Here is a 13,660-nt window from a genome sequence, read left to right as displayed (position 1 = left end):
TTTTAATGAACCAACCCGCCAAATTAACCGCTGTCGCACACTATGCATCGGATCATGAATACTATCAAGATTGTATCCAGTGGTTAAAGTTACGACTCATTGTTGAGGTTGAGCGCATTCGTTGCAGTCGAGGAGAAGACTTCCGTGAAGGGTTTGGTGGCTTATACGTTTCTGACGAAGAAGTTAACGAGTTTTTACAAGAACAGATTGGTGATGGTCATGCACCTGATAGCGATAAATTAACCCGCCTTTGGTTGCAAATAGAACAAAGAAAAGCAGCAACATCAGGATTGAAACTTCAACGTATAGAAGCGCTTTATGATTTGATGCCGAGTGAAAGCTTTCTTCTGTTATTGGTGTTTCTTCCAGAAATTGAGCCAAGGTTACGTAAAGTTTTTGCTTATCTGCACGATGATGTACAGAAGAAACAGGCTTCATTAGCTTTGTGCCAACAGTTGTTTCCTGAGTGGATGGCGGCAACGGATTGGCATGCAATCTTATCGCATCAGGAACCTTTAAGACGAGTGCCTTTGGTCAGTTTTGAAGGACAAGACTCAAATCGTTTAATGCAAAACTTAAACTGTGAGGATGGTGTTCGAAGTTTTTTGTCGGGTCATCCTTTGCCAGATGAATGCCTGGCAGAGCAACTTCGTTGGCGATTACCCGAATCAACAGAAGCGCACCTTGATGTGGAATACGAAGATGTCGTAGCTCCTTTGCTAAAGCTGCATCAAACTCATGCAACCATCGCGCAATGGCCTGTGGTGTCCATTGCTTGCAATGACACTGAGCATAGTTTGCAAGTATTGTCCGATGCCTTACAAATGCCGGTTTACTCTCTGGCGCTATCAACCCCCGTTGATTCTCAAAAGTTTTCTCGAATGTTGCGAGATGCCTGGCTAAATGACGCTTTGCCTGTTGTGGTATGGCAGGGAGAGGTCGTTGATGCTGAGTATGATTGGATGCAGCAACAGCAGGGTTGGGTGATGCTACATTCTGCAGATGTTCAACCAATAAAGTTTGCTGCATTGTCCTTAAGCTGGACACCCTTATCGACGGATCAGCAACTGGTTTTATGGAATGAAAAACTGCCAGCGGTTTATTTTGAGCTTGAAGACACTGATGAAAGTCTGTCGAATTTAGTACAACAGTTTCAATTAACGAGCAGTGATATCGAAAAAGTCTGCCAGCAATTGGCTTTGCAGCTTAAGTGGCAGCAAACAGCGGTTTCTTGCGAACAAATCTGGCAACTTTGTCGAAGCATGGCTGCGGCACCCATTGCCAAACTGGCGAAACATGTTTCTACAGCGTTTCGATGGTCAGATCTTATTGTATCGGATAACGTTGCGGATGAGTTACAGTCATTTCAACGGGATGTGCGCTACAGCTTTCAATTCATTCAACAATCAGCCATGGATCAAGTTCTTGGCGCTGCGCCCAGTGTGAGTGCGCTTTTTTCTGGCGCATCAGGTACAGGAAAAACCATGGCTGCCAGTGTGTTGGCCAATGAGTTAGGGCTGGATCTGTTTAAAATTGACTTATCTCGGGTGGTCAGTAAATACATTGGCGAAACCGAAAAAAATCTGGACCGTATTTTTACTGCTGCCGCGTGTAGTCGCGCTATTTTGTTTTTTGATGAAGGCGATGCATTGTTTGGTAAGCGCAGTGAAGTTAAAGATGCTCATGATCGCTACGCCAATATTGAAGTCAGTTATCTTTTACAAAAGATAGAAGAGCACCCAGGCTGCACCATCATCGCGACCAACTTTGCTGATAATATTGATGATGCCTTTTCTCGTCGTCTAGAACATATTATTACTTTCCCTATGCCTGGTGAAGATGAAAGACGTCAGATCTGGCAGCGTATTAACTTGTTGTTAATTGAACGCGACGAAGACATTGATTTTGATTTTTTAGCCCAGCGTTTTGTGTTGTCAGGTGGCCACATTCGCAATTGTTTGATCGCCGCTTGTTATCAGGCCAAAGAGCAACAAGCTGCAGTGTCTATGAAGCATCTGTTGCTTGCTGCGATACGTGAGTATCGAAAGCTTAAGCGTCCCATCAAACGTACATTGCTTGGAGATTATTACGATGTGCTTATGGATGCATAGTCGAGTGAGAGGCGCCAATGACTGAACCCGCACGGGCGCAAGACGCACCGAATAATACAACGGCTCCTCCGACACCTAATCGGGCACCTGAGCCGAATAATGCTGCTCCAACTGCTGATGGCGAGGCAGGCAACCAGGCGGTGATGGGATTACAGGAAGATGGCAGTTATAAAATTCAGTTAGGCAATGGTATTCATATCGCGGCACGATTATTTAATCGCAGAACCGCCGATCTTGAAAATGAAAACCTGACCATTCCTGGTGTTAAGTTTAAATCGTTTCGTAAGGATCAAGGACGCAGACCTGGAGGCCGACTGACTGCCGAACTGACGTTGCCAAAAGTCGAAGAAAATGAATTTACTATTAACATTAACGCAGAAGGTGAAGTAAGAAGTTTGCGTAATGCGCGTAATATCGATTTAGATTTTCCTGCGTTAAATAATCCGCGCATTACAGAGCTGGCTTTTACTGAAGACAAACAGTTGGCAGGTACTTTAAATATTCGTACCAACACCATGAGGCCTCGTGGCTCTAACATGACCATTACTGGCGAGGGTAATGTGTCGATTCGTGGCGGTAACTTTTCGGGCAGTTTTACAGCCAACATGACTTATCCTGATCTGGCTGATGGTAGTTTTACGGTCAGGTTTTCTGAAAGCGGTGATGTGACTGGCGAAGGTAACGTTAATTTAACTCACTCCTTGTTAGAAGGTGTGACGGGCACGCTGGCATTAGAAGAGAATAATTTAACCACCACCGTAGCGATTCCTGTTACTCGACTTAACCCTCGCATACCCGGTTTGTCGTTGACTTCGGGTACTGTTAATCTGCGCGCGGTGAATCGTGATATCTCTGGTGGATTAGAAGCGGTTACCTTTGACTATAAAGATTTTGCCAATGGTTCGGTTTCGGCCAATATCGCCAATGGCCGTTTGAGTGGTAATGGAACCTTCAATAGTTCTTTATCTGCTTTGTCCGATGTGTCTGGCACCATTGGTTATCGGAACAATCAATTCAGCGGATCGATTACCGTTAACTCCAGTGATTTCCCTGAAACCTTACCCATTCGATCTGGCAGCATTACTGGAACCATTGATAATGAAGGGCGACTTGGGTTTTCTGGCAGTATGGTGGCTGCCTTAGGTCCAGTCGGAGAAGGTACTTTTAGTGCCTCCATGGATGCTGAAGGTAATACGTCTATCGCGGCAGAAGTGGATCTGGCGATTCCCGGATTGCAAGGCGCGCGTTTTCGTGTGGCGTTGGTTAATGGCGAACTGGAAGGTGAAGGCGACGTTCCCATTAACACCGAAGTTCTGCAAGGGGTGTCCGGAAACGTTCATATCGAATACAAAAATAACTTGTGGTCGGGCGAAACCACGTTTTCTTTTGAAGCGGACAATGGTCGTTTAAGTGGATCGGTCACCGTCGGTGTACGGCAAAATGAAGAAGGGGGTTTGAACGTATACGGTGGTGGACAGCTGACAATGCAGTTGTCTGACAACATCACCGGAACAGTAGGCGCCGAGATCAGTCCTGAAGGTCAGGTCACTCTGAATATGCGCATCGATGTTGCGCCAATAGAGTTATTCCCCGAGCGTCGAGTCGAGAGAGAGCTGTTCCGTCACAGTCAAAATATTCCATTGTGGGCGATTTTGGTAGCCGTCATTCGAATGCGGGCAGGGGTTCGCGCGGGGATTGGTCCTGGTCAATTCCGCGATATTTCTGTCACGGGCACTTACACTATTGGCGATCCCGAAGGGCCGGATCTCGAATTTACCGGTGAGTTGTTTATTCCTGCGTTTGCCGAAGGCTATGTAGCATTTGGTGCTGGCTTAGGTTTGGACGTGGTTTTGGGATCTTTGACGGGCGGTATCGAAGGGGTTGCCACGGCGGGTATTTATGGTGCGGTATCGGTGCGGCCTTTGTTGGAATACGACAATGGCGACTGGGCGATTTCTGGTACGGCAACTATGGCTGCGGGAGCGCGTTTCAAACTTGGGCTTAATGCCTGGGCCGAAGTCGAAGCTTTCTGGGTCACGGTGTGGGAAAACACCTGGAATCTCGCAGAAAAAACCTGGAATATCGGCCCAAATCTAGCGGTTCAATTCCAGTTGCAACGGTATGTATTAGGCAGTGGCGAAACACCTGAAGTCACTATGGAAACGGGCGATATGCCTGGCATTGACAGCATGATTCAGGATGCGATGCCAAAAGATGATCCGGCTCCTGCCGGAGGGCGACAAGCCATGCAACAACAGCGTGGACAATGGCGTGGTCGCCGTCAGGGAGAAGGGCGTCAACAATCACCTCCTGCTAGCCAGCAACAACAGGCCGCGCGGCCACCACAGGCCGATCCTCAGGCCGCACCCCCAGAGCGAGCGCCACAACGACCAGGTCGACGTCCACCACCTCCGCCTGGTGCCGCACGTGGTCAGCAAGGCGCGCGACCTGGCTCAAGTAATCGCGGAGGAGGCCGAGCACAGGGTAACACGGCAAACAGCCCTAACCGTCGCGGAGCCCCTGGTGCTAGCCCTGGCACTAACCGACAGCCTGGCGCTCAAGGTAGCGGACAGCCTGGTTCGCCCAATGCTCAACAAAACCGCAGACAGCCTGGCGATCCGACAGCCAGCGCCAGCGAGGTTCCAAACAGCGATCAGCCAAGACATCCTGCTTCAATCACCTTACGCATGCTCGATGAACCGCCTGTGCCGACACCCCGCACTGCAGATCAAAAGCGCGCTGACTTGAGAGCCGCTAAACAAGTTCTGGATCTGGCGGCAGCTCAATCACCTAGAGGTTATGACCAACTTGATGATTACTATGGGCGCATTCAGCGGCGTTTTCGCCTAACGGATATCAGTCTGGTGCCAGAGGGAAGCGGCTATAAAGTGAATTTGTCCATTAATCCAAATTTAAGGGCCACATTGCCCGATGTTAAAGCTTCGGGTACAGGGATTGCCGGAAAAACCACGAATATCGTTCATCGCAGTACCAATTTGGGCGGTTCACCGGTAGGAGTCGAAATGACGGCAAATTGGCTGGGACCTGATCACCCCGTAGGCTCGGACTCTACCAGTGGCAAACAGTCCACTTTAATGAATAAACTCGAAACAGATCCTGGACGTAACAATAATCAAAAGTACATTCGAGGTCACTTGCTCAATGCACAGGTGGGTGGGCCTGCTCGAGATGTTAATTTATTTCCAATTACTGCCGAAGCCAACGAGCTGCACAAAACAACAGTGGAAACGCGCGTAAAAGATTGGGTCAATACGCAACGCTTATGGGTTTATTACAAAGTGAAAGTCATTGCACCAAGTGGGGACCGCGTACTGACCAACCCTTCGACCCCGGTGAGTAAAAAACGTCAGAACTATGTTAATGCAACCTTTCAGTGTCATGCTTACCAACGTTACATGAATGGCCGCAGAAAGGGCGAAGAAATAAAGGTCGATATTCATTCGCGCTATCGTATTCCGAGCGCACCAGCCGGTACGCCAACATTTGACCGAGATGATAACTTTGATGTGCAAACGGATCTGAGGGCAGGTCGTGATAGAAGAGGAACCTCGGCGGTTGTGGCACCAACAGCTCGATCGCAAGATCTTGCGGCAACCATTGTTCCTGTCGGTGGCTCCGGCCCTGTGTTTATTGATAGTAGCTTACGCTCGCGCATTGCTAGTCGATTGGCAGCTGGCGTGAGTTGGGCTGCCATCAGGGCAAAACTGAAAGAGTTTACCTTTGTTGGAGATTCGGCGGTTGATGCTTTACGGGCTGCCTATGGTGCGGGAGCTGCTGGATATAATGGTACCGATAAAGGACAGCTAACTCGGCTCAATAACTTATATTTGTCTGACAAGCGTAATTTTGATCTAAAAATTGCGCGCCTCAGACCTTAATCAGCTCGCCACTTACTGCTGAGCAGACAGCCTGTCTATCTAACGATGTCTAAATCTGAGAGCAGACTGTCTGATAAGGCTTAACCCTTCATCAGGTAGTAGGTGAACATAACACCTAGGAGTATGCCTAAGGCGAAAATGGCGGCTTTGAGCAGCGGCTCCGAAATCTGCTTGCTAGCGGGTTCGGGTTTTGATTCTGCAAGTAATTCTTCTCGCTCAAGTTCCAACACCGAGACCAAAGCCGATACCGTTTCCATTGAGGTTGCTCCAGTTTTCTCTATCCGCTGAATGGTACGGAGGCTGACTCCGACAACATCGGCTAAATGTTGCTGAGTCCATCCTCTTTCCTGTCGCTGTGCCTTGATTTTCTGGGTATCGAGTTTCATAGGGATATCATAAAGTTGGATAAGCCTTTCATCAGGCTTAGTGCCAATACGCCCAGTCCCATTGCGAAAATGGCATGAAAGACAATCAGCTTCTTAAAATCCGAGGCCGTTTCTTGAGTGCATAAAGCAAAGTTATCGGCGTCTATTAATTCGCCATTCTTATACAACTGACACTCGCCCTCAGTCATTGTTGTGTATTTAAACTTCACCTCGTAACTTGCACCACCGAATTGAAACCGATGTTTACTCAACGCCGTTCGCTGTGAAATTTTGTTGTTTTTAACAAAGACAGCCTGGCGCCAAAAGAAATTAGAAACATAAATATCGACTGGATTTTCACCATCCTCTAAGTGAACCCAGATCCCGTCAATAGAAGGTAAGTAGTTGTTGGTTGTCATAAGTCAAACCCATCTTGTTGTTGATTGAAGTTAGGTGATATTTTGACGCCACAGCCAGCTTTTACTACGTCACGCCTACGACATAGCGCAAAAACTGCATAAGACACGAGTATGACACCTATCAGTAACTAACTGATTTGAAAGGAAATAGTTTACTGGCATATCAAGATAAGCACAAGCCTCATCAAGTGATGGCGAAATAATCAGACACCCCACAAATGTTGAGGCGTCAGGACCCTCAAATAATCAGACACCCTGTGCACGAACAAGCAGACACCCCGCAAAAGCTGAGACATCAGAACTCCAGAACGAATAAACAGACACCCCGAAAATGTCGAGGCGTCAGAACTCTCAAATAACCAGACACCCCGCGAGTTCCTATCGATTTGCCCAACCCAAAATAACGTACCGAGATAAGCTATACTTTGAGTACAGACGAGCTCTCTGATTCGGTCAATGAAGAGTAAAAGCGTAAGAAACCGACTGGATGTCCTTAAGTCTCAATCGATTGATTTGCTTATAACGGGTTTTCTCGTCTTGGGCATGATCGGCGTGCCTATATCCATTAGCCGTGCATTGCATACAGGGTGGCTACAGGCATATACCTTTCATTTGTTAGGGCTTTCATTTATTGCCGTCGTTTATTGGCTACGCGGACAGCTGTCTGCACAGGTGAAAAGTCTGTTACTGGTCTTTTTAACCTCCGGGGTGTCTGTTGTTGGGTTGACGAATTATGGGATCTTAGGCAATGGATTGTCGTGGGCGGTGTTTAGCCTGACCATCAGTCTGTTTTTCTTGAATCGCAGGATGTCCGTTATTATTTCACTCGTGCTTACTCTGGTGTTTTTGATCAGTATGTACCGTTTTGTTGCTCAGGGAGTTGATATTGCAGGAGGCAGTAGTCAGTATTTTTCTAGTTATTCGTCGTGGATTAACAGTTATTTTGGAACGGCCCTTATCGGAGTGTTAATTATTGGGGTGGTACTTAATCAACGACGTCAGACGGCAGCTTTGTTGGTTGAGATCGAAGACCAAAAAAAGCAAATAGAACATCAAGCCAACCACGATCCCTTAACCGGATTACCGACCCTCAAACTTGCCAGTGATCGGTTAGAGATGGCATTGAGCGCAGCTCGAAGAGGCGGTCACAAGACAGCATTGTTGTATCTGGATTTAGATGAATTTAAGTCCATCAATGATAATTTTGGTCACGACGCTGGTGACAAGGTGCTTCAGATTACTGCCAGTCGCATACTATCGTCGGTGCGAGATAGCGATACCGCTTGTCGTATCGGTGGAGATGAGTTTATTGTGATTGTGAGCAAGGTTGATGAAGTTGAACATGTTATTGCCTTGTGCACACGTCTTATTATTGAAGTCAGTAAGCCGATTCGCTTTAATGAGCAAGAGTTGGCGGTGGGCATCAGTATTGGTGGTTCGTTATTTCCTGATCATGCGAAAGAGTCTACCGCTCTTAAAAAAATGGCTGATCAATATATGTACGAAGCCAAACGCAGTGGCAAAAATAATTACGTTATTCCTTAGCTGATTCGTCCTTCTTAGCTTGCGCCAAATGTACCAGGATTGGAATCAAAATAATACTCAGCCCGATGGCATTCCCAAGCAGTAAATAATACAAATCCGATTCTGTTTTGTAGTCATTGAGTGACCACAGTATCCCTAATGCAGGAGGAAGCGCTATAAATAAGATATGTATTTTCAAGAATCGAGTACGGTGATATTTCTTTCTAAGTGAGAAAACAAGAATCAACACCAAATGAATCGCGCTGGATATTCCTACCACAAGAAAAGTGTATACAAGGGGCAAAAAGCCTGTGTAGTCAGAGGCAAAGGCCACAGAAGGAAGCAATAAACAGAGTAGTAGTGCTGCTCGAGACCCACTCATAAAGTTCTTCTCACTGTTTTGTTCGTTCTTTAATACTAACGAGCCCGGAGTCGTTTTAAAAGCGGGCAGTTTTTACAGAGTGTTAACTTTTGTTTCGATGGCGAGCCTTCCATGGCTTCTATGTTTGGAGATTAGTGGCTTATGGCCATTGCTGTTCGCCTTCAATTACCTTGGCGCTAAGCTCTAGTAGTGCATCACCTTTTATGTTTGGGTAGTGCTGTTTCATTAGCTGGATCAGCTCTTTAGAATTTTTCGCTTTGTTCGCTGAGTCTTCAAATTTGTTAAGGTAAGTTTGAATAAACCCAATGGCAGAAGCATTGTTATTCTGTTTGCCTAAGAAATGCCCTGGTACGACTCTTTTTGGGTGCAGAGCATTCATTTGATTCAGGGTTTTCTGCCAATCTTGTCGTGATTGCGGAGTTTGTGAATCGGCCAGCCATGCGTGCATATTGTCGAATACACTCACACCGCCAACAATGGTTCGAAGCGAAGGTATCCATAAAAAGGTATGTTTGGGATCGTGTCCATCCAAACCCACAACGTTAACTACCTGGTTATCAATGGTTAAAGTATCACCTTTAATTGCTTCTGGGATGTACGTTTGTGTGGGTGCGTTTTTACCGAGTATCGGTCCCCAGTATTTAAGTTTGGGAGCAGCTGTTTTTTCTATGTAGGCCTTAGTTGTAGGGCTACTCAGTATTCGCGCTTTCGGAAAAGCTGATTTAATGACTTCGAGTCCGAAGTAGTAATCAGGATCGCCATGGCTGATGTAGATAGTGGTGAGGGTTTTACCTGTTTCTTTGATCATACTGACGAGAGTTAAAGCGTCATTGCGCTGGAATTGAGCGTCCACCAGTATGACCTCTCGTTGCCCAATAATGAGGCTGGAGGTGACCGGAAAAATACTCTTTTCGCCAGGATTAAAGACTTTTAGCGTTAGAGGGGCTTTTGCCGTGGCAGAAAGGGTACTTAAAGTAAGTAATATAGCTAGAAAAAACAAAGAGATAATAGATTTCATTAAGGAGCCTTCTTAAGTGTTATCTGTAGGATTGGGATAGTCTATGTTGCTTTAATCGAACGAAAAACCCTATAATCGTCAATAAAATGTTGCATAGATCGGTTATATGGACAGAGTGACTTCAGCAAAAGTATTCGTCAGTATCGTAGAGCTGGGCAGCATGGCGGCCGCCGCCGATGCTTTAGGTATGTCGCGTTCAATGGTCACTCGCTATCTGAGTGAAATGGAAAGCTGGGCGGATGCGCGCTTATTGCATCGTTCGACTCGACGACTAACCTTAACCGCCGCTGGCGACAATTGCCTTCAAAGTTGTCGACAGCTGTTAGCCATCAGTTCAGAAATCCCGAAAGTGGGACAAGCGACGGATCAAGTCCCGAAAGGAGAGTTGCGAATAAGCTGTTCACCTTTTATCGCTCAAGTATTGCTGGAGCCGATGATTCATCCGTTTTTGCAACGTTACCCAGAAGTGTCCATCGAGATGCTGGTGGGCAATCAAACCCTTGATTTGGTCAAGGAGCGGATCGATCTTTCCATCCGTATTAGTAACGATTTGGATCCCAATTTAATCGCTCGGCCGCTAGGGGTCTGTCATTCCATACTGTGTGCAAGTGAGGAGTATGTGAGCGCAAGAGGACAACCAACACAGTTAGAGGATTTGGCTCATCATAATTGTTTGGCTTACTCTTATTTTGGTCAGAGTCAGTGGAACTTTGAACATCAGCTAGGAGAGCAACTACAACGTGAAGCTATTTCTGTTCAAGGTAACTTTGCAGCAAATGAAACGGAAGTGTTGTTGCGGGCAACATTAAAGGGAGCGGGCATTTCGTTGTTACCCAGAGTGTCTGTACTGCCGTTTATTGATAGCGGGGAGTTGGTTGAATTGCTACCGCACTATTTTCCGGTCCCCTTGGGGGTACATGGAGTATATCGTTCTCGAGAGTATCAACCACTTGCTGTAAGAATGTTTTTGGATGCTTTAATCGAGTCTTTTCAGGAACTCTCGCTTTAACTCATGCGCTAATTAAAGATCAATGGGCTCAAACTTATATCCTGCACCATAAATTGAACGAACCAATTCATTGTCTAGTTCCAACCCTTTAAGCTTTTTGCGCAAGTTACGAATATGACTATCAACGGTACGGTCCGACACTTCGCGATAATCAACATAGACTGAGCGAATGATCTGATCACGAGAAAATATTCGATTGGGTTGTGAATAAAGCAGTTTGAGTAAATTATACTCAACGGTGGTTAACTCTACACTGTTTGCTTGATAGGAAACTCGATTATCCTGATTTAACACCAATTGATTCGACGTAGATACCTGTCGGTCGGTGCGACGTAGATTGGCTTTCACACGAGCGGTTAATTCTCTGGGGCTGTAAGGTTTGCACACATAATCATCTGCGCCCGATTCTAAGCCAATTAAACGATCAATTTCTTCAACCTTGGCGGTTGTGATAATAATTGGGACATCCGAAAATGTGCGTATTGCGCGGCAGATATCCATCCCGTCCTGACCTGGCAACATTAAATCCAGAAGTATTAACGAAGGGGAGTGTTCTTTTACCCACTCAACGACGCCGGAGCCTTCACTAAAATGTTCGGTACTGTAACCAGCTGCCTGTAGATAGCTGATCACGATGGATGCTATGTCGACTTCATCTTCAACAACGAGAATAGTGTGGCTCATGATTCATGCTTTTGTGTTAGCGGAAGGCTCATTGTAATCAATAATCCACCTAATTGCGATAGCTCTGCAGTTATCTCACCGCCATGAGCAGAAATGATCTCATGGCAAATAAATAATCCTAAACCACTGCCATCTTTCGCCATTTGTTGAGTATCAGAAGAGCGATAAAATTTATCGAATAAATGGGGCAAATCGTTTGCTGGCACGCTTGGGCTAGAATCCTCAAGGCTTAGATGCAGTGTGTTTTCTGTACTTGACACTCGAACTACCATCTTACCTTTTGCATGGGTATAACGAATGGAGTTTTTAATCAAGTTACCAACAACTTGTGCCATGCGCTCACTGTCTAACTCGGCTTCGAGAGAGGGTGGCGTTTGAATATCGGCTTCCAGCGTTAAGTCTGCTGCAGCGATAAGAGGACGGAAATTAAACAGGTGCTCTTCAAAAAACTCATTAACTGTAATGGTTTTTAGCTCAAGACGTATAAGTCCTAATTCGTTCATTGAAGATTCTTTCATATCACCTACCAGGCGATTGAGATCGGTAATACGATTTTTTAAGGTCGAGAAGGTTTTTTCATTGGCTTCTACCATGCCATCTTCCATCGCCTCCAGATGGGCTTTTAAAACGCCCAAGGGGGTTCTAAAGTCGTGGGCGATTTCGGCCAGATGCTCATTTTTTCTATCGAGAGCGGTCAATATTTGTTGGGCTTTTTGGTTGGCTGTACGCCTGCGTTGGATCTGGAAGTAGGCGAATATGAGCAGCAAAAGAATCAGTAATCCTGCAATCGATAGGTTCACTGTTTGTTGATAGGCTTTTTGTAAGATGATTTCTTCTTTTAATAAGTTATCTTTTTCTAGCTCCGTCACTTTGAGTTGTTCTTCTAACAGTTTGACATCACGCTTCAACTTGGCTTCGGCTTTTGCACGTTTTTCGTTAATGTCTTTAACATTGATTTCGTTTGACTCTTTTAATAATTCGTAAGCCGCTTGATAGTGTCCTAGGTGATAGTTGATCTTGGCCAGATGAGAAGTATCGATAATGATTAAACGGAGAACATTCATTTCTCTTGATATGGCCAAAGCCGTTTCTGCATAAGAGTGTGCAGATTCATAGTTTTTTTCATCAATTAAATAGCTGGCTAAAAGAGCACTGGCAAATCTTAATGTGTTTTTGTAGTTATTTTGGCGCGCAATGTTTTCGGCTTCGGTAAGAATAGGTAGCAGCATGTCACGTTGATTGAGGGCTCTTTTGATCATTGACAGTGTTAATAAGTTCATTGCCAGATGGTTGGTATCGTTAAGCTCTCTTGATAGCTCAATTGATTTTAAAACATATTCTTCTGCTTCTTCATTTTTGTCGATTTTATGATGGATTCCCGCAAGCTTAAAATAACTGAACATCATATCCGATTTGTCATTGCGGCGAATATCCATTTCAAGAGTCTTCTTGAAATATTCGATAGCTTCGTCGTTGCTACCAAGACCAGACAATAACGATGCTAAGTTGTAATAGATAGTCGCTAGTTGATCTACATCATCTAATTTTTCAAATATAACGCGGGCTTTGAGAGTCAGCTCTAGAGCCAATTGCTTTTGGTCCATGGCTTCGTAGTAGACGCCGAGGACTGAGTACATTTGCCCGAGTCCTTTGGTGTCGTTAGATGACTCATAAAGTGGCAAGGCTAAGTCATAAAAATATTTGGCTTTATCCATATCAAAATCATTGCGATAAAATACACCTGTCATACGATAATAATTCGCTAACCCGCTAAGATTATGTTCTTTTGCCATTGGCAATACGGTGTTTTCCATAATCTCAATGGAACGTTTGAGCTGGCTGCGATTTTTTTCAATAAGAGCAATTTCAAACCAGGCATCGGCAACTTGTTTTTTGTCTTCTAGATTTTCGGCAATCGTGACGGAGCGTTTGGCGTATTCAATGGCTTCATCCAACTTGCCATTGTCTTTTAGTAGACGAGAGAGTTTTTGAGTGACCAACAGAATGTGTTGATTTTTACCTTGTTGTTCTACCTCTGCCAGTAGTGCCCTAACGCGAGATTCAGACTCGGTACTGGCATCAGAAATCTGCTCAAGTTGTTGTTCAAGAGTTTGAAGATCAACTTCGGCGAAAGTATGAATGGGAGAGCAAATGAGAAAGCAAAGAAAGAACAAAGAATACTTCATGTTAAATCCGCGACGGTTATTTTTATCATTTTCTTAGTTCGCGAGATTATAACACGGAGTGAA

At 45.3% G+C, this 13,660-nt stretch carries 10 protein-coding genes; 4 read left to right on the top strand and 6 right to left on the bottom strand.

Annotated features, from left to right (window positions below; all coding sequences use genetic code 11):
* Window positions 1-5 precede the first annotated feature (5 nt).
* Together NH399_RS03290 and NH399_RS03285 are read left to right on the top strand one after the other, a co-directional pair.
* Window positions 6-2,111 carry an ATP-binding protein gene (locus NH399_RS03290; RefSeq protein ID WP_253036999.1) on the top strand — a complete coding sequence of 702 codons (2,106 nt, stop codon included), beginning with the start codon at window positions 6-8 and terminating at the stop codon, window positions 2,109-2,111.
* Between the two features lie 17 nt (window positions 2,112-2,128).
* Window positions 2,129-6,010, top strand: coding sequence for a hypothetical protein (locus NH399_RS03285; RefSeq protein WP_253036998.1), 3,882 nt, complete (start codon window positions 2,129-2,131; stop codon window positions 6,008-6,010).
* Window positions 6,011-6,090: 80 nt separating this feature from the next.
* Here the strand turns inward: NH399_RS03285 and NH399_RS03280 are convergent, their stop codons facing one another.
* Both NH399_RS03280 and NH399_RS03275 read right to left on the bottom strand, forming a co-directional pair.
* Window positions 6,091-6,396, bottom strand: a complete 306-nt coding sequence (locus tag NH399_RS03280; RefSeq protein ID WP_253036997.1) for a helix-turn-helix transcriptional regulator — start codon at window positions 6,394-6,396, stop codon at window positions 6,091-6,093.
* Window positions 6,393-6,794, bottom strand: coding sequence for a hypothetical protein (locus NH399_RS03275; RefSeq protein WP_253036996.1), 402 nt, complete (start codon window positions 6,792-6,794; stop codon window positions 6,393-6,395). Before NH399_RS03275 ends, NH399_RS03280 begins: the two co-directional genes overlap by 4 nt.
* Window positions 6,795-7,250: 456 nt before the next feature.
* Between NH399_RS03275 and NH399_RS03270 the strand changes: the two genes are divergently transcribed.
* The gene (locus tag NH399_RS03270) at window positions 7,251-8,339 is read left to right on the top strand and encodes a GGDEF domain-containing protein (protein ID WP_253036995.1); all 1,089 of its coding nucleotides are present in this window, start codon (window positions 7,251-7,253) and stop codon (window positions 8,337-8,339) included.
* Here NH399_RS03270 and NH399_RS03265 read toward each other — a convergent pair.
* Complete coding sequence (locus NH399_RS03265; RefSeq protein ID WP_253036994.1) at window positions 8,329-8,700, bottom strand: hypothetical protein; 372 nt, start codon at window positions 8,698-8,700, stop codon at window positions 8,329-8,331. The two genes, NH399_RS03270 and NH399_RS03265, sit on opposite strands and share 11 nt — an antisense overlap.
* Before the next feature lie 139 nt (window positions 8,701-8,839).
* Entirely contained in the window at window positions 8,840-9,718 is an 879-nt protein-coding gene (locus NH399_RS03260) for an MBL fold metallo-hydrolase (RefSeq protein ID WP_253036993.1), read from the bottom strand.
* 106 nt (window positions 9,719-9,824) lie between these two features.
* Between NH399_RS03260 and NH399_RS03255 the strand changes: the two genes are divergently transcribed.
* Window positions 9,825-10,727: a LysR family transcriptional regulator gene (locus tag NH399_RS03255; RefSeq protein WP_253036992.1), complete on the top strand. Its 903-nt coding sequence runs from the start codon at window positions 9,825-9,827 to the stop codon at window positions 10,725-10,727.
* 12 nt (window positions 10,728-10,739) lie between these two features.
* Here NH399_RS03255 and NH399_RS03250 read toward each other — a convergent pair whose 3' ends face one another.
* Both NH399_RS03250 and NH399_RS03245 read right to left on the bottom strand, forming a co-directional pair.
* Complete coding sequence (locus NH399_RS03250) at window positions 10,740-11,411, bottom strand: response regulator (protein WP_253036991.1); 672 nt, start codon at window positions 11,409-11,411, stop codon at window positions 10,740-10,742.
* Window positions 11,408-13,597: an ATP-binding protein gene (locus tag NH399_RS03245; RefSeq protein WP_253036990.1), complete on the bottom strand. Its 2,190-nt coding sequence runs from the start codon at window positions 13,595-13,597 to the stop codon at window positions 11,408-11,410. The genes NH399_RS03250 and NH399_RS03245 overlap by 4 nt, the downstream gene beginning before the upstream one ends.
* Window positions 13,598-13,660 lie beyond the last annotated feature (63 nt).

The sequence above is a fragment of the Pleionea sp. CnH1-48 genome, from assembly GCF_024124665.1.
Classification (GTDB): domain Bacteria; phylum Pseudomonadota; class Gammaproteobacteria; order Enterobacterales; family Kangiellaceae; genus JAMXSB01.
This window is presented reverse-complemented; position numbering and strand designations above follow the sequence as displayed.

Bases quoted from the DNA above. Each gene is read 5' to 3' on its own strand.
- NH399_RS03265 (WP_253036994.1), bottom strand. From the start codon at position 8,700: ATGAGTGGGTCTCGAGCAGCACTACTACTCTGTTTATTGCTTCCTTCT.
- NH399_RS03285 (WP_253036998.1), top strand. From the start codon at position 2,129: ATGACTGAACCCGCACGGGCGCAAGACGCACCGAATAATACAACGGCT.
- NH399_RS03270 (WP_253036995.1), top strand. From the start codon at position 7,251: ATGAAGAGTAAAAGCGTAAGAAACCGACTGGATGTCCTTAAGTCTCAA.
- NH399_RS03290 (WP_253036999.1), top strand. From the start codon at position 6: ATGAACCAACCCGCCAAATTAACCGCTGTCGCACACTATGCATCGGAT.
- NH399_RS03260 (WP_253036993.1), bottom strand. From the start codon at position 9,718: ATGAAATCTATTATCTCTTTGTTTTTTCTAGCTATATTACTTACTTTA.
- NH399_RS03245 (WP_253036990.1), bottom strand. From the start codon at position 13,597: ATGAAGTATTCTTTGTTCTTTCTTTGCTTTCTCATTTGCTCTCCCATT.
- NH399_RS03250 (WP_253036991.1), bottom strand. From the start codon at position 11,411: ATGAGCCACACTATTCTCGTTGTTGAAGATGAAGTCGACATAGCATCC.
- NH399_RS03275 (WP_253036996.1), bottom strand. From the start codon at position 6,794: ATGACAACCAACAACTACTTACCTTCTATTGACGGGATCTGGGTTCAC.
- NH399_RS03280 (WP_253036997.1), bottom strand. From the start codon at position 6,396: ATGAAACTCGATACCCAGAAAATCAAGGCACAGCGACAGGAAAGAGGA.
- NH399_RS03255 (WP_253036992.1), top strand. From the start codon at position 9,825: ATGGACAGAGTGACTTCAGCAAAAGTATTCGTCAGTATCGTAGAGCTG.